17 protein-coding genes are annotated in these 24,789 nt (G+C 39.5%); 10 read left to right on the top strand and 7 right to left on the bottom strand.

From position 1 onward, the window contains the following. Positions 1 to 59: 59 nt before the first annotated feature. Positions 60 to 1,736, bottom strand: coding sequence for a gliding motility lipoprotein GldJ (gene gldJ / locus AAFN64_RS12990; protein ID WP_300489779.1), 1,677 nt, complete (start codon positions 1,734 to 1,736; stop codon positions 60 to 62). Positions 1,737 to 1,976: 240 nt separating this feature from the next. On the opposite strand from gldJ, the gene porU reads away from it, so the two are divergent. From porU to AAFN64_RS12940, 10 genes are all read left to right on the top strand, one after another. Beyond that, a complete protein-coding gene (gene porU, locus AAFN64_RS12985) occupies positions 1,977 to 5,843 on the top strand; it encodes a type IX secretion system sortase PorU (protein ID WP_347760727.1) in 3,867 nt (1,288 codons plus the stop codon). Positions 5,844 to 5,883: 40 nt separating this feature from the next. Further along, positions 5,884 to 7,056: a type IX secretion system outer membrane channel protein PorV gene (porV, locus tag AAFN64_RS12980; RefSeq protein ID WP_300489775.1), complete on the top strand. Its 1,173-nt coding sequence runs from the start codon at positions 5,884 to 5,886 to the stop codon at positions 7,054 to 7,056. Positions 7,057 to 7,132: 76 nt separating this feature from the next. Further along, positions 7,133 to 7,615, top strand: coding sequence for a cytidine deaminase (gene cdd / locus AAFN64_RS12975; RefSeq protein WP_300489772.1), 483 nt, complete (start codon positions 7,133 to 7,135; stop codon positions 7,613 to 7,615). A 251-nt stretch (positions 7,616 to 7,866) separates the two neighbouring features. Further along, positions 7,867 to 8,865 (top strand): pyruvate dehydrogenase (acetyl-transferring) E1 component subunit alpha, encoded by a 999-nt coding sequence (pdhA, locus tag AAFN64_RS12970; protein ID WP_347760726.1) that lies wholly within the window; start codon positions 7,867 to 7,869, stop codon positions 8,863 to 8,865. 6 nt (positions 8,866 to 8,871) lie between these two features. Further along, positions 8,872 to 10,500, top strand: coding sequence for a pyruvate dehydrogenase complex dihydrolipoamide acetyltransferase (locus AAFN64_RS12965; protein ID WP_347760725.1), 1,629 nt, complete (start codon positions 8,872 to 8,874; stop codon positions 10,498 to 10,500). Between the two features lie 89 nt (positions 10,501 to 10,589). Further along, positions 10,590 to 11,546, top strand: coding sequence for a M28 family peptidase (locus AAFN64_RS12960; protein ID WP_347760724.1), 957 nt, complete (start codon positions 10,590 to 10,592; stop codon positions 11,544 to 11,546). 32 nt (positions 11,547 to 11,578) lie between these two features. Next, a complete protein-coding gene (locus AAFN64_RS12955) occupies positions 11,579 to 12,256 on the top strand; it encodes an SDR family oxidoreductase (RefSeq protein ID WP_300487421.1) in 678 nt (225 codons plus the stop codon). Between the two features lie 20 nt (positions 12,257 to 12,276). Continuing rightward, positions 12,277 to 12,876, top strand: a complete 600-nt coding sequence (locus tag AAFN64_RS12950; RefSeq protein ID WP_300487423.1) for a SprT-like domain-containing protein — start codon at positions 12,277 to 12,279, stop codon at positions 12,874 to 12,876. 38 nt (positions 12,877 to 12,914) lie between these two features. Further along, the gene (locus AAFN64_RS12945) at positions 12,915 to 13,976 is read left to right on the top strand and encodes a mannose-1-phosphate guanylyltransferase (RefSeq protein ID WP_300487426.1); all 1,062 of its coding nucleotides are present in this window, start codon (positions 12,915 to 12,917) and stop codon (positions 13,974 to 13,976) included. Positions 13,977 to 14,389: 413 nt separating this feature from the next. Continuing rightward, on the top strand, positions 14,390 to 20,158 hold the full coding sequence (locus AAFN64_RS12940; RefSeq protein WP_347760723.1) for a TcdA/TcdB catalytic glycosyltransferase domain-containing protein: 5,769 nt from the start codon (positions 14,390 to 14,392) through the stop codon (positions 20,156 to 20,158). An 85-nt stretch (positions 20,159 to 20,243) separates the two neighbouring features. Here AAFN64_RS12940 and AAFN64_RS12935 read toward each other — a convergent pair whose 3' ends face one another. The 6 genes from AAFN64_RS12935 to AAFN64_RS12910 form a co-directional block, all read right to left on the bottom strand. Next, a complete protein-coding gene (locus AAFN64_RS12935; protein ID WP_300487432.1) occupies positions 20,244 to 21,008 on the bottom strand; it encodes an ATP-binding cassette domain-containing protein in 765 nt (254 codons plus the stop codon). A 2-nt stretch (positions 21,009 to 21,010) separates the two neighbouring features. Continuing rightward, positions 21,011 to 21,754 (bottom strand): ABC transporter permease, encoded by a 744-nt coding sequence (locus AAFN64_RS12930; protein ID WP_300487435.1) that lies wholly within the window; start codon positions 21,752 to 21,754, stop codon positions 21,011 to 21,013. A gap of 72 nt (positions 21,755 to 21,826) precedes the next feature. Beyond that, a complete protein-coding gene (locus AAFN64_RS12925) occupies positions 21,827 to 22,675 on the bottom strand; it encodes a glycosyltransferase family 2 protein (protein WP_347760722.1) in 849 nt (282 codons plus the stop codon). Next, positions 22,675 to 23,199 (bottom strand): methyltransferase, encoded by a 525-nt coding sequence (locus tag AAFN64_RS12920; RefSeq protein WP_347760721.1) that lies wholly within the window; start codon positions 23,197 to 23,199, stop codon positions 22,675 to 22,677. The genes AAFN64_RS12925 and AAFN64_RS12920 overlap by 1 nt, the downstream gene beginning before the upstream one ends. A 2-nt stretch (positions 23,200 to 23,201) precedes the next feature. Further along, the gene (locus AAFN64_RS12915) at positions 23,202 to 24,263 is read right to left on the bottom strand and encodes a ketoacyl-ACP synthase III (protein ID WP_347760720.1); all 1,062 of its coding nucleotides are present in this window, start codon (positions 24,261 to 24,263) and stop codon (positions 23,202 to 23,204) included. 123 nt (positions 24,264 to 24,386) lie between these two features. Then, positions 24,387 to 24,767: a group III truncated hemoglobin gene (locus tag AAFN64_RS12910; protein WP_347760719.1), complete on the bottom strand. Its 381-nt coding sequence runs from the start codon at positions 24,765 to 24,767 to the stop codon at positions 24,387 to 24,389. Positions 24,768 to 24,789 lie beyond the last annotated feature (22 nt).

The following is a 24,789-nucleotide window of genomic DNA, read 5'->3' as shown; positions in this document are numbered from 1 at the left end:
CTAAAAAAATAAAAGCCCTAAAATAGTTTAGGGCTTTTAAAGTATGTATGAAAATTTAATTATCCTCTGGCTTTTTTCTTACCTGATTTAGGACCTACTTTAGACATTGCACATCGGAATCCGATATAGTCTGTAGCCATATCCTGCGGGTAATATCTTCTTGATGCAGGATCTAACCAGTAAGCTCTGTCTCTCCAAGATCCACCTTTGTAAACTCTACTGTCGTCGTTTACTAAAGTTGTTCTCTTATCAGAGTGGTCATATTTACGAACAAGGTTACCAAGACTGTCTTTTGTTACCGAGTGTTTCGGTGAATCGTACATTCTGTTTTTGTCATCTTTTTTATCATCAGCTCCTTCTTCTTCATTTCCGAAGTTGTAGAAACGAGTCGATTGTTTATCACCATCTCTGTAGTTTCTGTTATCACTCTTAGAGAAGTTTTGTCTTAAATACGTTTCGTTGTCGTCGATAGCTACCTGAGCAATTTGTCCAGGGAAGTTACGTGCCATGATTCTACCGTTACTTAGCGTGTCATACGCAATGTTTTCAGTAGTAACCATTTCCACTTTACCGTCTTCACCGATTTTGTTTTTCATGTAAACGTTACCTCTATAGTAGTTGAAGTCATTCGCTTCATCATCTACAATTGGTCTGTAAACATCGGCAACCCACTCCGCTACGTTACCAGCCATATCGTATAAACCGAAATCATTTGGCGGGTATTTTTTAACTTCGTTCGTGATGTCAGCTCCATCATCAGACCATCCGGCAATTCCTCCGTAGTCTCCTTTTCCTTGTTTGAAGTTCGCTAACTGGTCACCTCTGTATTGTCTTTTTCCAGAACGTGTGTATTGTCCGCTCCAAGGGTATTTTTTCTTTCCTTTGTACGTGTTGTACTCACGGATTCCTCCTAATGCAACAGCAGCATATTCCCACTCTGCTTCAGTTGGTAGTCTGTATTCCGGTAAGATGATACCTGACGTTCTTTGGGCGTAAACGTTTTTAGCATCTTCTTTAGCGGCTAATTTATTTCGTTGTCCTTTGTAAACAAGCTCTTCGTTTCCTCCATAAGTTGATGTAGGGGAAGCTAAATACGATTCCGTACTAAAAGTGCTCTCCGCTTTTACTTCCGTAATTTTAGAGTCTTTTTTCAGGTATCCTTCGCGCTCCAGAATGGCCTCATTCACACGGTCTGTTCTCCATTTGCTAAATTCAACTGCCTGAATCCAGTTTACACCAACTACAGGGTAGTTTGCATAAGCAGGGTGTCTTAGGTAGTTGTTTGTCATTGTTTCGTTATACCCTAAACGATTTCTCCATACCAAAGTATCCGGTAAGGCACCAACATAAATGTTTTTGTAGTTTTCATCTGTCGGTGGGAAAATGGTTTTTAACCAGAATAGGTACTCCGTATACATAAAGTTCGTTACCTCGGTTTCATCCATGTAGAACGACTGTACGTGTTGTTGGTTTGGAGTGTTGTTCCAATCGTGCATTGGGTCATCTTGCACTTTACCCATAGTGAATGTTCCACCTTCTACGGCAACCATTCCAGGAGGGGTTTCTTGCTTTTTGTACTTCGCATTGTATTGGAAACCACCTTTCTTATCGTTGATTTTCCAACCAGTAGCTGCAGAAGTTCCTTTTGACCCCGATTTTTTACTACAACTAGTAAAACCAATCGATAGCGATAATGCTGCCATCAATTGTAAAGCCATAATTCTGTTGATTTTCATACTTTCAGTTAGGTATAATTTTAGTGCCGCAATATAATAATTAACCGTTAAACGGCAACAATTTTTTTGTGATTTATTAAAACTAATTATAATTTTTTGTTAAATCTAATATAAAGAACGCCAGTTGTATTCAGATATTGTGTAAGCGACCTTTTTATTTATATGTAGTGCGAAATTAGTTTTTCCAAAAAATATTTTTTCTCTTTGTAATATCTCTGTAATTAATACGTTTTGATCTTGATGAAAAAATATATACTCTTTATCTTTTTGTTTACGAGTCTGCTATCGTTTGCGCAGCAGAAAGAGCATATTGTAATTGAATGGAAACCGGCTGCAGGAATACAGTATGAAACCGTTAATTATAAGGTGCCGCAATTTGCTGCCGAAAACTTCGAATTTAATGCCGATCTAAAGAGTATCCGTTTTAAAAAAGCGATTCCGATTAATGGTGCTGTCGATACCCGATCACTGAAAATTTCGAATGTGGTTTACGAATCCGTTAGTCGTAGCGATCTTAATGATCTTTCGGTGGCGTCTTTACCGGATAAACTGAATGAAAAACTGGAGCATTTTATCGCAAGAGACGAGCAAAAAGCAGTGCTGATTTTTTCTCCTATTATTAAGGTAGGCGAAACGTTTAAAAGAGTGGTTTCGCTGGACGCCGAATTTTCAAATAGCGCTTCGTTGCGAATTGCTTCTCAGAATATGAATGTAGCTGCGGTTACGAGTTCTGTATTGGCTTCCGGTGATTTTTATCGTTTTTATGTTGAAAAATCAGGGGTTTATAAAATATCAAGAGCTTTTTTACAACAACTGGGTATGAATACCGGTGTGGATCCGAGGAATATTAAAATCTACGGAAACGGCGGGCGGATGTTGCCACTATTAAATAGTACGCCTTATCCGGATGATCTGGAAGAAAATGCGATTCAGGTAATCGGTGAAGGTGATGGGGATTTCGGAGAATACGATTATATTATTTTTTATGCCGAAGGACCGGAAGGTTGGAATAAGGAAAGCCTTACTAATGTGAATCTGTATGCCGATCGTTCGCATTATTATATAACGACAAAAGGCGGCCCGGGAAAACGAATCAATACCAATGTGCAACCAACAGCGGCAACAACCGTAACCTATAACCAGTTTGACGATTATCAGTTTCACGAAGTGGATAAAGTGAATATCGGCCGACTGGGACGCAAATGGTTCGGAGAAATGTTCGCCATCGAAAACGAACAAACATTCAAATTCCAGATACCAAATATTGTGACTTCTGTACCGGTGAAAATCCGGGTGAATATGGCTTCGGCCTCCTATGGAAATTCCTCTTTTCAGGTAAAGGCTAACGAACAAAGTATTGGAACGGCCAATTTTAATGCGTTGAGTCCGGATGTGCATGTAGCGGCTTATGAAACCTTGCTGGAAAATACCTTTTCGGCTACTACCGGGGACATTTCGGTAAAACTGACGTACGATAATGGAGGGGTGCCTTCTTCCAATGGTTATCTTGATTATATTGCGTTGGAATCGCAACGCCAATTGTCAGGCTATGGGAAACAGTTTTTGTTTTACAGAAATGATGCGGCCAATAATATAGGTGTAGCGGAATATATAGTGTCCAATGCTTCCGGTGTCGGACAGGTTTGGGATGTGACCGATATTTATAATGTTACAAAATTTGAAAATCAGGGACAAGCTACTTTTTCGTTTAAAGCCAATTTGGGTGAAGTCCGTAAATATGTAGCGGTCGATTATAACGATTTGTATTCGCCATTAAATGATGGTGCGGGACGTATTGCTAATCAGGATTTAAAAGGAACGATCTTTAAAAACCAACAAGGGGAATTTCAGGACGTAGATTACCTGATCATAACGCCGGCTTCTTTAAATGGTCAGGCAGAACGATTGGCAAATTATCACCGTAATAACTCCGGGTTAAATGTGAAAGTGGTTAACCTTGAAAATGTCTATCAGGAGTTTTCATCGGGGAAACAGGATATTGCTGCAATTCGGAATTTTATTAAATATGTATACTGGAATGCCTCAACGCCGACTAAAAGAGTACGATATGTGAATATGTTTGGCGATGCCTCTTTCGATTATAAAAACAGAATTCCAAACAATACGAATATAGTGCCGGTTTTCCACGGACTCAATCCAAGTGATCCGAAAGTAAATAATTCGCAGAATTTCTCGGCCTACGCCTCTTTTATGTCGGATGATTTTTATGTGTTGATGGATCCGACTGAAGGACCGATGCTAACAACGGACGGTTTGGATATTGCGGTGGGAAGGATGTTGGTAAGTTCCGGTCAGCAGGCTAGTGATATGGTCGGAAAGGCTCTGGAGTATTTTGATGAACGATCGTATGGTAGATGGCGCAATAATTATGTGCTGATTTCGGATGACGCCGATAATACTACCGATGCCGGTTTGCAGTTTGATCTTAATGCACTGGGTGATGAATTATATAAGGAAAAACCATTTGTAAACGTAAAAAAAATCCATACCGATTCCTATTTACAGGAAGTGGCTGCCGGAGGGGAGCGCTATCCGAAAGCAAGACTGGATATATTAGAGGCTTTTGCACAAGGTGCTTTGGCGGTGAATTACTTCGGTCACGGTGGGGAAGATGGTTTGGCTACCGAACGTATTTTTGATAAAGCGGATGCACAAAACCTGACCAACCGTTTTCGCTATCCGTTGTTTATTACAATCACTTGTGAGTTTACCCGTTTTGATAATCCGTATCGTCCAACAGGAGGCGAATATATGTATTGGAATACAGCCGGAGGAGCGGTGGCTTTAGTCGCAACAACGCGGGAAATCGGAATCACTACCGGATTAAATATGAACAAATCTTTGAGTAAATTCCTGTATTCCTATGGATCGGATGTATATGGTACCATGGCAGAAGCACTTCGTAGAACGAAAAATGAAAATCTGACCGATAACCGGAATGTGGTGTTTTTTATTGGTGATCCGGCGATGAAGCTGGCGATACCAAAGCCAAAAATCCGACTTACAAAAGTGAATGATGTTCCGATCGCCGGATTTAACAATGCGTTGCAGGCGCTTTCGTATGTGAAACTTGCCGGGGAAGTAACCGATGAAATTGGAAATCCGTTACCGTCTTATAATGGTGATCTGGCCGTGCAGATTTTTGATAAGAAAATTTCAAGAAGTACGTTAGGTAATAATGGTGCTTCTAATAGTAGTGGTCTGATCATTATGAATTTTAAAACCCTGGGAGAAACCGTTTTTAGAGGAAATGCCTCGGTGACTAACGGTACATTCGAGTTTGGGTTCGTAATGCCAAAAGATATTCGGGTACCGGTGGGTAACGGAAGGGTGAGTTTTTATGCGAAGCGAAAACAGATATTGGAAAATCAAACCGGTTACGATACGTTGATTCAGATTGGTGGCGTAAATCCAAATGCTGCGGTCGATAATACACCGCCAAAAGTGCGTTTGTATATGAATGACGAATCGTTTGTGTCGGGTGGAATTACCAATGCATCACCGTATTTACTGGCATTTTTGGAAGACGAAAACGGAATTAATACGGCCAGTGGTATCGGACACGATATTATCGGAATCCTGGATGGCGATGAAACCAAGCCGTATGTGATGAACGATTATTACGAAACATTTCCGGACGATTATACCAAAGGAAAACTACGGTTTCCGTTCCGGAATCTGGCAAAAGGATTGCATACGCTCACGTTTAAAGCTTGGGATGTATACAATAATCTTGTGACAGCCGAAATTCAGTTTGTAGTGGTTGGCGATGAAGGTCTGGAGCTGGATAAAGTGTTAAATTATCCGAATCCTTTTGTAAGTTATACTGAATTTTGGTTCACGCATAACAGTCCGTACGAACCATTGGATGTACAGGTTCAGATCATGACGATTACCGGAAAAGTGGTGAAAACGATTAATCAATCCATTATGACAGAAGGGTTTCTGTCGCGTGATATTAAATGGGATGGAAGAGACGATTTTGGAGATCGGATTGGAAAAGGAGTATATGTATATAAATTAACCGTTAAATCTTCGGTTTCAAATAAAAGGGCCGAAAAGTACGAAAAACTTGTAATCCTTTAATAAAATATTATATTTGTTGAATTAAATCAAATAATAGCTAATGAGAAAAATTGCAATATTATCGTTGTGTTTGTTTGCAGGCGCAACCCAATGGATGCAAGCACAGGATAGAGTTATTACAACCGGAGTTCCTTTTTTAATGATTGCTGCCGATGCTAGAGCAGCGGGTATGGGAGATATCGGTGTTTCGAGCTCTTCCGACGCTTATTCGCAACAATACAACCCGGCGAAATATGCTTTTGCCTTAACAAAGCAAGGGTTTTCTGTGAGTTATACCCCATATCTTACGTCCATTGCCAATGACATTTCATTAGGTCAGATTACCTACTTTAATAAAATCAACGAACGTAGTGCCTTTGCCGGTAGTTTGCGTTACTTCGGATTAGGTGATATTCAGCTAACCGATGCGTTGGGGAACCAGTTAAATACCGTTAGTCCAAACGAATTCGCTTTGGATGCATCCTACTCTTTGAAATTGAGTGATCAATTCGCAATGGCGGTTGCCGGACGTTATATCCGTTCGAATCTGAAAATTAACGATGGAACAAACGATGCTTCTGCAGCCAATACGTTTGCTGTTGATGTTGCCGGTTTCTACCAGTCGGAAGAAATTGCCTATTCCGATTTCGACGGACGTTGGAGAGCTGGTTTTAACTTCCAGAATATGGGGCCGAAAATCAGTTATGATAACGACGATCTAAGTAGTAACTTCCTTCCTGCAAACCTAAAATTAGGTGCCGGTTTCGATTTTATCCTGGACGAATACAATAAAGTATCCGTAATGGGAGAAGTAAATAAATTATTAGTGCCAACACCACCGGAAGTTACCGATCTTAACGGTGACGGAGTTATCGATAGTAACGACCGTAATATCGCAATTTCCGATTACCGTAAAACAGGATGGGTTTCCGGAATGTTTAAGTCGTTTGGCGATGCACCGGGTGGAATGAGCGAAGAGTTAAAAGAATTTACCTGGGCTTTAGGAGCAGAATACATGTATCAGAATTCCTTTGCTTTACGTGCCGGATATTTTAACGAAAGCGAATTAAAAGGAGCCCGTAAATATTTTACAATGGGTGCCGGATTCAAATATAGTGTTGTAAAAGTGGATGTTTCCTATTTGTTCTCAACATCGAAAGTGAGAAACCCGCTTGAAAACACCTTGCGTTTCTCTCTGACATTCAATTTCGGAGATTCCTATGATGAATATTAGTAGATAATAATATAATAAACAAAGCGTCCAAATTCCGTTAGGAATTTGGATTTTTTGTCTAAAAGAAGTTTTTAATATGAAGAAAATAGATGTGACAACGTCATTTTGGGTATATGATTCTGAAAATGAATTGCCAAATGAAGTAAAACCATTAATGGAGCAAGCCGTTGCAATCCGTAAAAAAGCCTATGCGCCGTATTCGAAGTTTCGGGTAGGAGCGGCCATTTTATTGGATAATGGAAAAGTGGTGGTGGGATCCAATCAGGAAAATGCAGCCTATCCGTCCGGACTTTGTGCTGAAAGAGTAGCGATTTTCCAGGCGGGTGCTTTATATCCGGAAGCGCAGATTTTAAAAATTGCGATTTCGGCTACTTCCGACGAAAAACCGGTTGAATCGCCGATACCACCTTGTGGGGCTTGTCGCCAATCGATTGCCGAATACGAGTTTCGTCAGGAAAAACCAATTGAACTGTATTTTATGGGAGAAGTGGGTGAAGTGTATAAATCGGATTCATTACAAAATATATTGCCATTCCATTTCGATAAAAAATTCCTGTAAACGGTAGGGTATCGTTATAACGGTTTGGTGTGGAATTGTGAGAGAATAAGGCTGGAAGATTTTATTGTTTTAAAAAGAACGGTTTGTTTGAACTCCTTTTTTAAAACTTGACAAAAAAATAACAAAAATACATTCCTGTAAATTTTTACTTCTTCCGAGTATGTCTTATTTTTGCCGTTCGCAAAATTGTGTAAGGTGCTGTATTATGCTTTGTCAAATCAATACGGTGCAACAGCAAAAGTAAAAGCAATATGAAAGAAATCACAAAAGAAGTTTACCTTAAATGGTATGAGGACATGCAGTTCTGGAGAAAGTTCGAAGACAAACTGGCTGCATTATATATACAACAAAAAGTTAGAGGTTTTTTGCATTTGTATAACGGACAGGAAGCTGTTTTAGCGGGTGCACTTCATGCAATGGACCTAAGCAAAGACAAAATGATCACAGCTTATCGTAACCACGTACAGCCAATTGGTATGGGAGTTGATCCGAGAAGAGTAATGGCGGAGTTGTTAGGAAAAGCGACCGGAACCTCAAAAGGATTAGGTGGATCGATGCATATTTTCTCTAAAGAACACGGATTTTACGGTGGTCACGGTATCGTGGGAGCGCAAATTCCGGTTGGAGCAGGTATCGCTTTTGCGGATAAATATTTTGGAACAGGTGGGGTTACCTTAACCTATTTCGGAGATGGAGCGGCACGTCAGGGATCGCTACACGAAGCTTTTAATATGGCAATGTTATGGAAACTTCCGGTAGTATTTATCGTTGAAAACAACGGTTATGCGATGGGAACTTCTGTAGAGCGTACGGCCAATCATACCAACATCTGGAAACTGGGATTAGGATACGAAATGCCATGTGGACCGGTAGACGGAATGAACCCGATAAAAGTAGCCGAAGCCATGCATGAAGCGATGGAAAGAGCAAGACGTGGAGACGGACCAACTTTCCTTGAAATCAAAACATATCGTTATAGAGGACACTCTATGTCGGATGCACAACACTACCGTACCAAAGAAGAGGTGGAAGAATACAAAAAAATCGACCCGATCACACAGGTATTGGATATTATCAAAGAAAAAAACTATGCTACAGAAGCTGAAATCGAAGCGATCGATCAGCGTGTAAAAGATCTTGTGGAAGAGTGTGAAAAATTCGCAGAAGAATCACCTTACCCGGATTTAAACGTAATGTACGACGTAGTATACGAACAAGAGAATTACCCATTTTTACCACATAAATTATAATCGATTATGGCAGTAGTTGTTACCATGCCCCGTCTAAGTGACACCATGACCGAAGGTGTTGTGGCGACTTGGTTAAAGAAAGTAGGAGATGTTGTTAAAGAAGGCGATATTCTTGCAGAAATTGAAACCGATAAAGCAACCATGGAATTCGAATCGTTTAATTCGGGAACCTTATTGCATATCGGAATACAAGAAGGAGAATCGGCTCCGGTAGATGCTTTATTGGCAATTATCGGTAACCCGGGCGAAGACATTTCCGTTTTATTAAGTGGTGGTGGTCAGAGCGCGGCGGCAGCTCCGAAAGAAGAAACGGCTCCGGCTTCGGAAGACGTAAAAACAGAAACAAAACCACAGGCAGCCGAAATTCCTGCCGGTGTAAAAATAGTTACGATGCCGCGTCTGAGTGATACGATGACCGACGGTACCGTAGCAACCTGGTTGAAAAAAATCGGTGATGCTATTTCGGAAGGGGATATCCTGGCCGAAATCGAAACCGATAAAGCAACGATGGAATTCGAATCGTTTAACGCCGGTACGCTTTTGTATATTGGTGTTCAGGAAGGACAGTCGGCTCCGGTTGACAGTATTCTGGCGATTATTGGCCCTGCCGGTACCGATGTAAGTGCGCTTGCCGCAAATTACAAAGCCGGTGGTGCGGCAGAAACCGTTGCCGAAACCAAAACAGAAGTAAAAGAAACCGTTGCTGAAACAGCAGCGCCACAAGCTACAACAGCTAACGGACGTGTATTGGCATCGCCTTTGGCTAAAAAAATCGCACAGGAAAAAGGTGTTGATTTGGCTCAGGTAAAAGGAACGGGTGAAAACGGACGTATTGTTAAAAAAGACGTGGAGAGCTTTACGCCTCAGGCGACTTCGGCACAACCGCAAACCGCAAGTGCACCGGCTGCTACAGTTGCTGCACCTCAGGTAAAACCTTTTGTTCCGGCTGGAGAAACCTATGTGGAAGAAGTGAAAAACTCACAAATGCGTAAAACGATCGCCCGTAGATTGGCAGAATCGAAGTTTACGGCACCACATTATTACCTGACTATCGAAGTGGCTATGGACAATGCGATGGCTTCCCGTGAAATGATTAACGGATTGCCGGATACCAAAGTGTCGTTTAACGATATGGTAATCAAAGCATGTGCGATGGCGTTGAAAAAACACCCGCAGGTAAACTCACAGTGGAAAGACGATGTAACGGTAATCAACCACCATGTAAACATAGGAGTAGCGGTAGCGGTAGAAGACGGATTGGTCGTTCCGGTATTGCGTTTTGCAGACCAGATGACTTTATCTCAAATCGGTGCTAATGTAAAAGATGTAGCCGGAAGAGCCCGAAACAAAAAATTACAACCAGCCGAAATGGAAGGTAGTACATTTACCGTTTCGAATTTAGGAATGTTCGGAATCACAGAATTTACTTCGATCATCAACCAACCAAACTCGGCAATTTTATCCGTAGGAGCGATTGTTGAAAAACCGGTGGTTCGCAACGGACAAATCGTTGTTGGAAATACAATGAAAGTAACCCTTGCGTGCGATCACAGAACTGTTGATGGTGCAACCGGAGCACAGTTCTTACAAACTTTAAGACAGTATCTGGAAAACCCGGTGACTATGCTGGCGTAATCTGGAATATTCCAAATAAAAATCAATCCCGTCTTGAAATTCAGGACGGGATTTTTAGTATTTTAGCGAAAGTGTAAAAAGACTCCTCCATGAAAAAAACACTTTACCTTTTACCATTCGTATTACTGGGATGTGCAACATCGAATACTAAAAATGATACAACTGCTACGGCTTCTGCTTATGAAGTGAAGCAGCAGGATGTATCCAATACCTTACAATATTTGTCTTCCGACGAACTGGAAGGTCGTGATAGTGGCAGTAAAGGAATTGAAAAAGCAGCCGTGTATCTTGAAAACCTGATGCGCGAAAACAATATTAAACCCTATTTTAAAACTTACCGGGATACGTTGGGTAATTTCCATAAACCGGCTTTTAATATCGTAGGTGTTATCGAAGGAAATGATCCGAAACTTAAAAATGAGTTTGTGATTATCGGTGCGCATTACGATCATATCGGACGCGTGTCGACTCCGGTTAATGGCGATGATATTGCCAATGGTGCCAACGACAATGCTTCCGGAACAACGGTAATGTCGGAAGTAGCCAAATATTTTGCAAAAAATAAAACCAACAAAAGAAGCATATTAGTTGCCTTCTTTTCGGCGGAAGAAAAAGGGTTGTTAGGTTCCTATCATTTGGCGAAAAAATTAAAAGAACAGCATTTTAATCTCTACACCATGTTGAATTTTGAAATGCTGGGTGTGCCGATGAAACGGGAATTTTCGTCCTATATAACCGGTTTCGGGAAATCGAATATGTCGGAAAAAATTAATGAATATACCCATAAGAAAACCGTAGGTTTTTTAGAAGTCGAATTGCAATACCGCTTGTTTATGGCGTCGGATAATTATCCGTTTTTTGTCGAATTTAATGTGCCGGCACAAACCGTTTGTACATTCGATTTTGAAAATTATTCCTATTACCATCATCCGTCGGATGAATTTAAGTTAATGGATACGGCACATATGGCGGCTTATGCGAAAGAAATCATCCCGGCAGTAGAGGGAATGACCAATTCGAAACAAAAAGAGATTAAACTAAATTAAAAGCATACAATCGAACAGGATTTTACAATACAATGAAAAACATTATTATAACAGGGACAAGCAGAGGAATCGGATATGAACTGGCATTGGAATTTGCAGCTGCGGGACATCAGGTGTTGGCCTTGTCGCGAAAACAACCACAGGCATTACTCGAAAATGAAAATATCAGCTGTTTAAGCATTGATCTTTCACTGGAGGAAGATCTGGAAAAAGTACAGCAATTTATCGCGACGACCTGGAAAAAAGTGGATATCCTTATCCATAATGCCGGAGCGTTATTGCTAAAACCATTCGGGGAAATTTCGGCTCAGGAATTCGAAAATATTTATAAAGTAAATGTTTTTGGTGTGGCCAATTTAACCCGTATCTGTATTCCATACCTGCAAAAAGGAAGCCATGTACTAACGATTAGTAGTATGGGAGGAATTCAGGGAAGTATGAAATTTGCAGGACTTGCGGCGTATAGCTCGAGTAAAGGAGCGGTAATTACCCTGTCGGAATTATTGGCCGAAGAATACAAAGAAAAAGGAATCGCTTTTAATGTATTGGCATTAGGCGCCGTTCAGACGGAAATGCTACAGGAAGCATTCCCGGGATATGAAGCACCGCTAAACGCAAAAGAAATGGCCGACTATATTTTTGATTTTGCTTTAAACGGAAATAAATATTTCAACGGAAAAGTACTACAGGTTTCTTCAACCACGCCATAAACGCGTTCAGAGGGATTCACATGAAAGATAAATTAGCACCCTATATACCGGAGCATGCATTGGATGCCGTTTTTGAGCTGATAAAGCTCAATCGCGTACATCTGAAAATCGTTAATGAAAGGGTAACCCGACATGGCGATTACCGGAAACATCCGGATGGCTATCATCAGATTACGGTTAATGCCAGTCTGAATAAATATCGGTTTTTTATGACGCTTATTCATGAAATTGCTCATTTGGTGGCTTTCGAAAAATATGGCCGGAATATTAAGCCGCATGGAGACGAATGGAAAAACACCTTTCAGCGGTTGATGGTACCGTTTTTGCGACCGGAGATTTTCCCCAATCAGTTATTACCGTTGCTGGCCCGGCATTTCAGAAACCCGAAAGCGAGTAGCGATACCGATGCCACATTAGCCCTTGCTTTAAAACAATTTGATCCTGCTAACGATAAAAATTATATATTTGAAATCCCGTATGGAAGTATCTTTCGGATACATAATGGAAGGATTTTTAAAAAAGGGGCACAGCGAATCAAACGATTCGAATGTATGGAATTGAATTCGGGAAAGGTGTACCTGTTTAATCCCAATGCCGAAGTGGAATTGTTACCCGGATAATAAACTAAAGAATTAGCCATATCATTTGGCACAATGCGATGAATAAAAATTATTATGCAATATTAATGGCCGGTGGGGTTGGATCCCGGTTTTGGCCAGTGAGTACAGTCGATTTTCCAAAACAGTTCCACGATATGTTAGGAACCGGGGAAACACTGATCCAGAAAACATTTAGCAGACTCTCTAAGATTGTACCGGAAGAAAATATATTGATTTTAACCAACGAACGCTATAATCAGTTGGTGTTGGAACAATTGCCTCAGGTAAAACAGGAACAGGTAATCCTGGAGCCTGTAATGCGAAATACAGCACCTTGTATTGTATTGGCCTCTTTAAAAATACAACAAAAAAATCCAGATGCATTAGTGGTTGTAGCGCCAAGTGATCATTGGATTGAGGATGAAGATCAATTTATAGCCAATCTTCAAAAATCATTCGAGAACTGTTCTCAAAACAATGTTTTAATGACATTAGGGATTTTACCGACTTTCCCAAATACCGGTTATGGTTATATTGAGTACAATAAGCTGGATAATAACCCAATTAAAAAAGTAGTGCAATTCCGGGAGAAACCGGATTATGCCACAGCTAAAGCGTTTATCCAAAGCCGTAACTTTTTGTGGAATGCCGGTATCTTTATTTGGAGTATACGTTCCATTACCGAAGCTTTCGAAACTTTTCTTCCAGAGATGATGGCCCTTTTTCAAAAAGGAATTAGCGTATATAATACACCTAGGGAACAGGAGTTTATCCACGAAATTTATGGCGATGCCGAAAATATTTCGATTGATTATGCTGTTTTGGAAAAGGCCAAAAATGTATATGTATTGCCGGCAACTTTCGATTGGAACGATTTGGGAACCTGGGGATCGCTACATGAAAAATTGCCAAAAGATGAGCAATTCAATGCTGTTGTAAATGCAACGATGATTCTGGAGAATGCTTCTAATAATATTATCCGGACTGAAGGTAAAAAACTCGTGGTGATTAACGGGTTGAGCGATTTTATTGTCGTAGATAAAAACGATACGCTGTTGATTTATCCGAAAGATAAAGAGCAGGAAATTAAAAAGATTAGTGTACTGCTGGATCAGAAATAAAGAAAAATAAATAGTAAAAATCCCCATTAGCAATGCTTTTGGGGATTTTTTTATGGCTATAGCTGGCGTTCAAACAGGAAGAAGCTATAATAGGATTATCCGTTGTCGTATAGGTTAAGGTTTAAATAGCTTTTTTAGATTATCAACGGCTGTTTGAATATTAAATGTTAACAGGTTAAGGTCAAAATGTTACCGATAAAGGTAAGTAAGAGCTTGAATGCGATTTGTTTAAAATAACATTACTAAATTTTGAATAAATAAGCGTTAACTAGTATATCGGATAGGATGCCTGTGTTTTATGAATTTCAAAAATGAAAATCAGAATATAAAATCAGGGATTATCCGGAATATTGTGAAACGTTCTTTTTCGTATTGTTCCCTTTTTTGGAGTACTAACTAATAATACTATTTATATGCCACAATTACCAGAACCTGTTATTACCTGGGACAACCTACTTGCCCAGATTTTGAATAATGTTGCTGATCCTGCATTAAGAAATGAGTTGGAAGAATATTGCAATGTTACATTTGCTACACTTAGAAGTCATTTGAATGACTATCATGAGTTACCTGATCCACAACGAATAGGAGAAGAAGGATTTCGACTATTAATAATTTTGAAAAATGATATGTCATTTTTACAGGATTTATCCTTTGAATATGTCAGACAATTGCTTCATAATACGCCGGAGGAAATCATAACATTCTCAAATACGATGCTAAGCACGGATTCTATTATAGTGCGAAATGTTGTTTATGTAGGAACGCTCGACTCGGAATTAGAAGATGTATTCCATTTTGTAAATGTTTCACCATCATTTACAGAATATGATATGGCTAATATCGAGACATGGTTAATTGCACAAAGCAGAAAAGGAACGCCCTCTACGGTCAATTTATGGACCGATAAGAATAATGTGCTTGTCAATGATTTATATGTTGAAATTCATCGAATAGCCATCCGGAGAGTCATGGATCGATGGCGTGCTTTATATCCTGAACGAATCGCTACACTGGAACAATTGAATGCTACTCAAGATCAGATAGTAGCATTAAATGAGGTTTACAGACAAAATCCAACACTTGAGATATTACAACAATTAAGAAATTTGGTAGGTCAGGCTATGCAGCTTCGGGCTACAGCAGCGGCTTTTCTCGAGGAATTTAAAGCATTGGTTCCTTCTGAAGGAATACCTTTACAGGATACGGCCTATAATTTTATAAAAGACCAACCTCATGAACAATGGGATAACTTTCGGGTTCGGTTTATGAATGACCAGCTCCACGTACCTCAGGATAGAATACAGGCTTATATTCAAAAAATCAATGACCGACAAGAGTTATTGGATAGAATTCAAGATGAGTTTCCACGAAAATATCCCCATTTCGCCTCAAAAGATGTCGAAGATATCTTGTCTGAAAACCCCGATTTAGAGCGTTACTACAATCGGGAAGTATTAATGCGTATGGATTATCGCGCTGCTCAAAGTGTCCTGACTTTACTGGTGTTAAAATCAGAAGGCGGTAATGTACTGGAAACAGGTTGCTTGCCAAAATATAACAACTCGGTAACCAATATTCTTGAACTTCATACCACAAATTCAGTGCTGTTACCCGGAATGGAGGAAGCAGTAAGAGTTTCTTCCTGTGATAATAAAGAACAGGTGGAAAATGCAATTAAAGAGCGTATAATTGAACGGAAGATACTACAGAAAGAGCATCCTGCCGATGTAAGCTATTTAGATGCATCTTTAGGTGACCAACAAAAAATTAATGCCATATGGGATGCTGTTAAAGAATTGGAACCCGTAGGATTTTTTAAAACAATACAACACAACTATGTTTTTAAAGATTATGTTAAGCGTACCCGGGGTACTGAGCTTATAGAGCAGTATAAACGCTCTCGTGTTATAATTAGTGCAAAAGAGAATTCGGCCGGATTACAGGCTGTTATAGCGTATCTGGTTAAATCGTCTAAGATAGTCGAACAGATTTTACCACACCTCTCTGTTAACATGACACTTCAAAGTCTTAGAACATTTAGAGATGAAGTATTTAGCGAAGAATTTTATGGCGGTTTGGATACTGATGCCCGAAATTATAAAAATTTTACAATAGAAGCACAAACACACTATCGACTAAACCGATTTCTGGACTCTGTAGATGTAGATAATGATGTTTTATGTGGTGTTGGATTGATCGACTTTGCCCGTGATAATTTTTTTAAAGCACAATATGGAAACTTTTTTTCTAATCTTGAACTTATAGAGCCTGTAGGCATGTTTCCAACATATGTCTCTTATTTTGTAAACGAACCCGAATTCGCCGATTTATATACGCATTTTGATTATGCTCCTTCTCCTACTATGGATGAAGAACTGGAAAACGTGTATTTCAGAAACTTACAAAGGGTGCTGAAATTTAAAGACTATTTTGAAACGAAAGCGATACGTTTTTATGAATTGGCACACAACTTTCAACCGCGAAATATACAGTTTTTACCGCAAGAGTTATTGTTGCCAATAGAAGAGTCGGAAGGTTTGTGCCTGGGCTTATCGGTGATACAGGGGTTGGCAGATGACTTAAATGCTACTGATGTATTTGCTTCGGATATTGCAGCGCTGTCCGGGTTACAATTAAACAAAATGGATAATGTGCTGTCTGCATCTGATTTAGGACTTTACAATCAGTTTTTAGGGAAATTAAAAGCGCTAAATATAGCTGTAAATAAAGAACTGTTTAAAGTGAAAAAGTCAATATTCAAAGAGACGGCTACTGCTCCTGTAGAAAGATTATCCGATGCCATAAACAAACTGACTTTTACAAAAAATGAACGATTTCTATTGGCCACACCTAACCACGGAATGACTTTGAGCCGTAAAGGAGACTGGTATACTTTTTATGATTCTAATATTGGTTATGTTAGTTTTGATAACCTTCAAAAAGCGGGCTCGTTTATTCAGCAACATTTAGATCTGATTAGTGGGCTGGGAGGGTATTATGGATTGGCCAATAATCAAGTATATATTACAAGATACAGTAATTCTGATCTGAGCACTTTTGGAGGATTAAGCTATTTTACCGATATAATAAATCAGGGTGGTATTTCTTTGACATCTGATAAATTAAGAAGTTTAGACCGAAAAAACGGAGTAGTAAAATTTAATGAGACAGGTTTTAGACGAACAGAATTGGTTGAGATGGGAGGGATGTATAATTGGGCACCTCTTGACGAAAATACCCCATTTAGCGATAAGGATTTCTGGGATAAAATGTCTTTTGATGCTCAAAAATTATATCGCTTTATGTACAACAATGAAGTCGATACAGCTACTATTAACAGGTTAAAAATCTTAAAAACGGCTGGAAAATTACCAACGGATAATGGCGTTTTGTTACTGTCTGATCTGACCAATGGAAAAGCGACGGGACATGTCGAGACATTGCATTATAATATATTGCAATCGTCTGAACAAGTGGCTGATATATACGGTCAGTTTTCAGTTAAATTAGACGGTCTGCTGAACAATATGGAAATTAATCCGGAAATGTATAAATTCAAGAGCGGTGCGGTCGAAAAACTCGAAGGTCAGAAATATGGACTAACATTAATAAATAAAGAAACCGGAAAAGAAGTCGCAATTGTAATGGATTGTGCCGATTTGGAAAAAACAATAAGTAATCATGTATATACCCTGGCCGAAGGCGCAGAACCTGCCCTAGTTTTAGGGGGTGCCGGTTTAGGACTGATGGGGCTAATTCGCGGGGCTGTAGCTTTACGGGGCGGATATGGGAGTAGTTACGATATTGCTGCTGTAGCACTGGGCGGAAAACAGTTGGCCGATGCTATGTTGGGTACAATAGCCATGTTTATTATAGGAGATACTCTGGCGCAATCGGGAACAATATTTACTTTTTCTATAGAAGGAACTTTGGCAAATTTATGCGAAAAAACCGCCTTAAAGATAGGGGGAGACATTGGTAAGTTGCTAACATCCATTAGTGTATTTTTAAAATTACCTTTGATAGGACTCAATATATGGGGATTGTACGAAGATGTAATCTATTTGAATAAAGCAGGATCCGGCCCAGAACGAGCTGTAGCAATAAGTCAGCTGGTAGTAGATTCTATGGTGGCAGCACTTACACTAGCCTCTTTTGCTGTCCCCGAAGCCGCAATACCTGTACTGATTGTTAGTGCCGTAGGATTAGGCGTGACTGCAATTGTACACAATCTGGCAAATGCTCATGAACGGTATTATCAATTTGTTAAATGGCAGGATATTATGCGTTCCCTTGCCGATCCTGTACCACATAAGTCTCCAGATGGAATCATTGATCTTTCGCGAAATCAAATTTTGGGAGATGTTGTCCTGGTGCTTACGGATGATGATAAAAATCCGTACCGCTTAACCTATACCAAGTCTAATGATACCGCTCTTCACTACGGACATTGGCCAAACGAAACACCGGAACAAGTGAAAAAAAGAGTGGATTACGGATACCCCTCTACAGCACCAATTCCGCCTTTCGCACGCGAAGAATTTTTTGATCCTAATAATCAGCCATTGGCGATTGGTAAAGGAATTATCAATACAGTGGTATTAGGTTTTGGAATTCGTTACAAACTGATGTCTCAGGTGGAATATATCTCAGACTGGTTGGGTTATGACGATAGAAATCAAAGAGCCAGTGGCGGATATTGGGAAACTTTTTGTGAAGAATCGGGTACTAATCCTATTGAACAGGATGGCGCTTCATGTACTGTAACGGGCAACAGCGAAAACAATCTCTTTATGACACCTAATATTGTCGATTGGTCCGATGTCACGAAAGCAACAGAAACCATACAAAAATATGCCGCGTATCAGTTTACGATAACGACCGGACCAGGTAATAATATCGTGGCATTGGGACAAAGCGGAACGTATAAACTCGTTGGAGGTTCTGGAGATAATGTTTTGGATCTGTCGCATATTGAACTGGATATTAAAGTAGATCTCGATATTGTCGGTTATCAGAATATTTATAATGACCATGCAGGCGGAAAATATGAAAATTGTATCAAAGCTTCGATTACTAATTTTAATATCGTAAAGTGTCCGGCCTTTATTAATTATAATGTGTATCGTTTAGCCGCAATAAAAGGTGCTACCAATAAACCGAATGTGTTTTTCCTGGGTAGAAGTACATTTGTACAAGTTGTGGGTAGAGGAGGCGGAAATATGTATATCGTTAGCCAAATAGGAAAACGGGAGCTGCAATATTCACAGCAAATTATTTTACATGTTGAGCCGGTATCTGTAAAAAAAGAAGAACTTACTGTGTCAGTAGAAAGGATTCATTTTGAAGATTATAAACTCTTGGATTTTGACAACTGCAAGTTCACATTAAATAAAACAACAGAATTAGTACCCGTTTTGACACTGGAAGGGTTTCTGTTACAAGAAATCATTATCTATGGATTTGAAGTAAACAATAATGTCATTACAAATATGTTGTTTTCGACCCAGGATGGTTTCTCATTCTATTATGATAACAATCTTAAAAAAGGAGTGGTAACACAAATCGATTTCGATAAATGGAACCTGTTTAATGAGCCTGTATTTAAGGAAACCTTCGATTTTCACTTTTTTAATACAATCTATAAAGAGAAGTTCACAGTAGCCGATGATGTGGTTTGTATTAATACTTCGGGAACAGCTTATATGAAATTAAGTACTAAAAAAGCGGTCCTGTTGGCTAATTTGAAAGCAGAAACAATCACTATTCCAAAGGAATTTATGGATTTTGAATGGACAATATCGACAAGTCATACCACGCATACAATCGATATAAAAAACTATATGTGTAATGCGAATAAACCGCTAATTGTTTTTGACGGACATTTTTTAGCAGTTCAGCAAAATACAATCGATCTGTCGGATTTTGGAAGTGCCTATGATTTAAGAATTAGCAAAAAGCGTAATGCTTTTCTGGTAACATTAACCAGTACTGATCGGGTGAAACAGCTAACCATTTATTTTAAAGATGTTTTTAATCAGGATATGACAGAAACAATAGTCAATACAGATGCTGTATTGCGAAGAGGGCCACATAATGTCCTGAAGGTTACCGATCTGTTGGGACTTTGTAAAGATCTTATCGATGAAGAAATCTTTATACCTTTTGTTGTACTATAAAAAGCATAAATTATCGTATGATCGTAAAAAAAATCAAGGGCACAATAAGTATTGTGCCCTTGATGATATTAATAGAGATGCCGATTTATTGCTCTCTGTTTTGTGCCTTTCGTACTTTTTTAAACAGGTTTGATGAATATACAAAGTCCACAATGGCCTCGTTATCCGTTTTGAAGATTTCCCTCTTCGTACCTTCCCAGGCAAGGATTCCTTCTTTTAGGAAAATAATTTTTTCCCCGATTTCCATTACCGAGTTCATATCATGTGTATTGATCACGGTAGTGATGTTGTATTCTTCAGTGATTTCCTGAATCAGGTTGTCGATTACGATTGATGTTTTCGGATCTAGACCGGAGTTGGGCTCGTCACAGAATAAGTATTTTGGGTTGTTTACAATCGCACGGGCAATAGCCACACGCTTTTGCATCCCTCCGGATATTTCGGAAGGTTTCTTTTTATGTGCGTTGATCAATTTTACACGGTCGATAACAAAATCAACACGCTCCTGAATTTCACGCGGGTTTTTATTGGTGAACATTTTTAATGGGAAACCGATGTTTTCCTCTACTGTCATCGAATCGAATAACGCACTTCCCTGAAATACCATTCCGATTTCGGTACGCAAATCACGTTTTTCGTCGCTGGTAAGGTCGGAGTATATCCGGCCGTCAAACGAAATGGTTCCTTTGTCCGGCGTATGAATGCCCAATAAACTTTTTAATAATACGGTTTTCCCGGAACCACTCTGTCCAATGATCAAATTGGTCTTCCCGGTGTCAAAAACCGTGGAAATCCCTTTTAAAACCTTGGTGTCACCAAATGATTTCTCGATATCTTTTACTTCGATCATGATTATTTGGTTAAAAGTAATTGTGTTAAAATATAATTCGCAAGGATAATCGCCACACTGGTCCATACAAACGACGTCGTACTGGCTTTTCCTACTTCCAATGCGCCTCCTTTCATATAGTATCCGTGGAACGATGGGATCGTTGCTAATAATAAAGCAAAAACGATGGTTTTTAGAAAAGCATAAACCACGTGAAACGGAATAAACTCCACTTGTAAACCAGTCATAAATTCATCACTCGATGCAAAACCACCGTAAACACCGGCGATCCATCCGCCTAAAATTCCCAAAAACATACTTAAACCGATAACAAACGGATACAATAGCAATGCGATTACTTTTGGAAATACAAGGTAGTTCAGGGAATTGATTCCCATTACCTCTAAAGCGTCGATCTGTTCGGTTACGCGCATCGTTCCGATACTGGACGTGATAAAAGATCCCATTTTACCGGCCATAATGATGGAGATAAAAGTAGGAGCAAATTCCAGAATTACGGATTGACGGGTCGCAAAACCGATCAGGTATTTTGGGATTAACGGGTTGGTTAAGTTTAACGCCGTTTGGATGGCAACTACGCCACCAACGAAAAACGAAATAAACGCCACAATTCCCAGTGATCCGATAATTAAATCGTCTATTTCTTTGAAAATTAGCTGCTTCATCGCCGACCATTTTGTCGGTTTATTGAAGACTTCTTTCAACATCAGGAAGTATTTTCCTATTTGTGACAGATATCTAAGCATAATATTTAATAAATCTTGGCTAAAATACCAATAAGTTACGAGTTTTGGGGTATTGCGACGGAGTTTTTTGGCCTATGTAAGCTTGGCTTTCATTTTTTGGAAACGGTATTTTCGGATAAAACGACCTTGTTCCGGCGTTACCAAATACGGTTTTTTACCCAACCAGGCTTTAAAAAAACCAACCATATAGTCGATAAAAAGAAATGGTTTCTTTTTTAATAGGGCCAGTTTTAAAGAAGCGATAGCTGTAATTGTAAAGCCGTAGCGCAGACTGTAAAATGCAGCACCTTGTTTATAGCGTGCCGTTTTGTTGTAATTCGCTCCGGTCGGTTTCAGGTGTTTTACCTGTAAGCTTGCATCGGTTACGACTTTCCAGTTGTAAAACTTGCAAAGCAATTCGTCAACCGTATCCCAACCCATTGCCGGTTTTAATCCGCCAATCTGTTCAAAACAGGCTTTGCGATAGGCTTTAAAAGCACCGCGAATATGATCTTTATCGGTCAGGTTTTCCAGTATCCAATCGCCGTTTTTTTGGATATAAGCGAAACCGCCGGCCATACCGATTTCGGAATCACTTTGAAAAATGCGGATAATCGTTTCGAAATAATTGGGTGGCAAAATCAGGTCGGCATCCAATTTGACAATAAAATCATAGTTGCCATCCAATTGCTCATATCCTTTTTGAAATGCCTGAATAACTTTGCTTCCGGGTAAATGGATCGCATCCGATTTTTTTTCGATGATCGAAATCCAGGGATAGCGTACTGCAAAATCGTTCACAATGGCATGGGTATTATCCGTAGAATTATCGTTTACGACCACAACCTGTTGCGGAAGTGCGGTTTGTGCCGCCAACGATTCCAGGGTTAACGAAATAAACGCCTCCTCATTATGTGCCGGAATAACGATATAGTACCTCATTATTTTACTTTTTCAGCATACACGATATAATAACGCGGTGTAAAACGGCGTAGTAACGGACGAATTCCGATCTGTTTTACCGGGTTGGTAAATTTTTCGCGATCCAGAATTTTCCAGCCGGTTTTTTCCAATAACCAATCCAGTTGCCAGTCTTCGAATTCATGGTAATGACGATCCCACATATCGGTTTTGCTACGGTAAGCAGGCGAAAACCACAAACGCATCGGAATCGAAATAATCAGTTTGTCCGATTGGATGTTTTGTAAAACCGTAAACGGATTTAACAGATGCTCGAAAATTTCGAAAGCAGTGGTTACCGGATAGTTGCCTTCCGAAAGTGCCGTCTGATCGATATCCAGATCTTCTCCTTTGGTATTGGTTACGGTATAGCCGTTTTCTTTCATAATCTTCGAAAACGGGTTGTCAACACCCAAATCCAGAATAGCTTCCGAAGGGGAAATATGTTTTTGTAAAAAGGCTAGTGTATGTTTAAATCGCTTGTTCGGAAATGTTTTTTCGTACATAGTTATAATCGGTAAACGAAGGCATTTATGTTCATTCCTGCGCCTACGGATGCAAAGATAATAACATCTCCTTTATGAAGTTCCTGATTTTCAATTTTTCCTTTTATCAATAAATCGTATAAAGTCGGAACGGTGGCTACACTCGAATTTCCAAGTTTGTGGATACTCATGGGCATTACACCTTCCGGTGGTGTTTGTTTGTACAGTCGGAAAAAGCGCTGGATAATGGCTTCGTCCATTTTTTCATTGGCCTGATGAATCAGTACTTTTTTGACTTCTTCGATCGCAATATCACTTTTATCCAGACATTCCTTCATGGCTTTCGGCACCTGACTTAAGGCAAATTCGTAAATCTTACGACCATACATTTTGATATAACGAACATCAGGATCGTGTTCGGAATTAAAGGAATTTCCGAAATATAGAAAATAGGCTTCATCATAGGTAAAAGAAGCGGTTTCGTGTGCGAGTATTCCGCTATCCGTATCGTCGGAAGCTTCTATAATCGTAGCACCGGCACCATCGGAATAAATCATACTGTCACGGTCGTGAATGTCGACAACGCGGGATAGGGTTTCGGCTCCAATTACAAGACATCTTTTAGCCATGCCGGCTTTGATATAGGCATTTGCCTGTATCATGCCTTCAATCCAACCCGGACAACCAAACAGGATATCGTAGGCCACACATTTCGGATTTTTGATTTTAAGACTGTGTTTTACCCGCGCGGATAAACTGGGAAGAATATCCGTTTGAATGGCACCTTGTTTTACATTGCCGAAGTTGTGGGCAAAGATAATATAATCTAAAGTCTCCGGATCGATTCCGGCGTCTTCGATCGCTTTTTGAGCGGCAAAATAAGCAATATCGGAAGTTAATAATTGATCCTCGACATACCGACGTTCTTCGATACCCGTGATTTCTTTAAACTTTTGAGCAACGACATCATTCGCATACGGAAAAGGCGAACCGTCTTCATTTAAAAACTGATGCTGGGCAAAATCGAGATTGGTTACGGTAATATTGGGAATATAACTTCCGGAACCGATTATTTTACTGTTCATAAGGTGAATTTATACTTATACTAAGTTATTGATTTTAAACGCTTATGTGCCGGTAAAAATTTTGTGTAAAATGATTATTATGAAATAGTTATTTAAAGGAGATTAAAATTATTGATAGTAAAATTAATTGTGATTTTTTTGAGAAATCTTTAGCTGCATAATCGTCGCTATGGATAAGGCACGTGTCTTGATTAACTCGGAATTACTGCCTTCGAAGTGTTCGTCAACTGTTTTGTTGAAATATTCCAGCCATATTTGAAAATGCTCCGGGCGTAATGGTTCTTTTTCGTTGAGATCCAGATGGATTTGCATTACGTTTTTCCGGTAGCTTCCCTCGCGAAGAAGCGTTTGTTCCCAAAAATCGACCAAATGCGGAAGGTGGGCTTCCAGGTCAATTTGAGCAATGTCGGTAAAGATATAACGAATACGGTCGTCGGATAAAAGTTTGTTGTAAAACTGTCGCATCAGATGGAGTAAATCGGTTCGGGTGGTAATGTCATTCATATTGTGAAAGTATAAAAAAAGA

It is taken from the genome of Flavobacterium sp. CAU 1735 (assembly GCF_039888695.1).
In the GTDB taxonomy this organism is placed as follows: Bacteria; Bacteroidota; Bacteroidia; order Flavobacteriales; family Flavobacteriaceae; genus Flavobacterium.
The sequence above is the reverse complement of the archived record's forward strand: the minus strand, read 5'-3'. Positions and strand labels throughout refer to the sequence as shown.

Coding starts and splice junctions, on each gene's coding strand:
- porU (WP_347760727.1), top strand. CDS start 1,977: ATGAAAAAATATATACTCTTTATCTTTTTGTTTACGAGTCTGCTATCG.
- AAFN64_RS12920 (WP_347760721.1), bottom strand. CDS start 23,199: ATGTACGAAAAAACATTTCCGAACAAGCGATTTAAACATACACTAGCC.
- AAFN64_RS12910 (WP_347760719.1), bottom strand. CDS start 24,767: ATGAATGACATTACCACCCGAACCGATTTACTCCATCTGATGCGACAG.
- AAFN64_RS12945 (WP_300487426.1), top strand. CDS start 12,915: ATGAATAAAAATTATTATGCAATATTAATGGCCGGTGGGGTTGGATCC.
- porV (WP_300489775.1), top strand. CDS start 5,884: ATGAGAAAAATTGCAATATTATCGTTGTGTTTGTTTGCAGGCGCAACC.
- AAFN64_RS12950 (WP_300487423.1), top strand. CDS start 12,277: ATGAAAGATAAATTAGCACCCTATATACCGGAGCATGCATTGGATGCC.
- AAFN64_RS12930 (WP_300487435.1), bottom strand. CDS start 21,754: ATGCTTAGATATCTGTCACAAATAGGAAAATACTTCCTGATGTTGAAA.
- gldJ (WP_300489779.1), bottom strand. CDS start 1,736: ATGAAAATCAACAGAATTATGGCTTTACAATTGATGGCAGCATTATCG.
- AAFN64_RS12965 (WP_347760725.1), top strand. CDS start 8,872: ATGGCAGTAGTTGTTACCATGCCCCGTCTAAGTGACACCATGACCGAA.
- AAFN64_RS12940 (WP_347760723.1), top strand. CDS start 14,390: ATGCCACAATTACCAGAACCTGTTATTACCTGGGACAACCTACTTGCC.
- AAFN64_RS12925 (WP_347760722.1), bottom strand. CDS start 22,675: ATGAGGTACTATATCGTTATTCCGGCACATAATGAGGAGGCGTTTATT.
- AAFN64_RS12935 (WP_300487432.1), bottom strand. CDS start 21,008: ATGATCGAAGTAAAAGATATCGAGAAATCATTTGGTGACACCAAGGTT.
- AAFN64_RS12960 (WP_347760724.1), top strand. CDS start 10,590: ATGAAAAAAACACTTTACCTTTTACCATTCGTATTACTGGGATGTGCA.
- pdhA (WP_347760726.1), top strand. CDS start 7,867: ATGAAAGAAATCACAAAAGAAGTTTACCTTAAATGGTATGAGGACATG.
- AAFN64_RS12915 (WP_347760720.1), bottom strand. CDS start 24,263: ATGAACAGTAAAATAATCGGTTCCGGAAGTTATATTCCCAATATTACC.
- cdd (WP_300489772.1), top strand. CDS start 7,133: ATGAAGAAAATAGATGTGACAACGTCATTTTGGGTATATGATTCTGAA.
- AAFN64_RS12955 (WP_300487421.1), top strand. CDS start 11,579: ATGAAAAACATTATTATAACAGGGACAAGCAGAGGAATCGGATATGAA.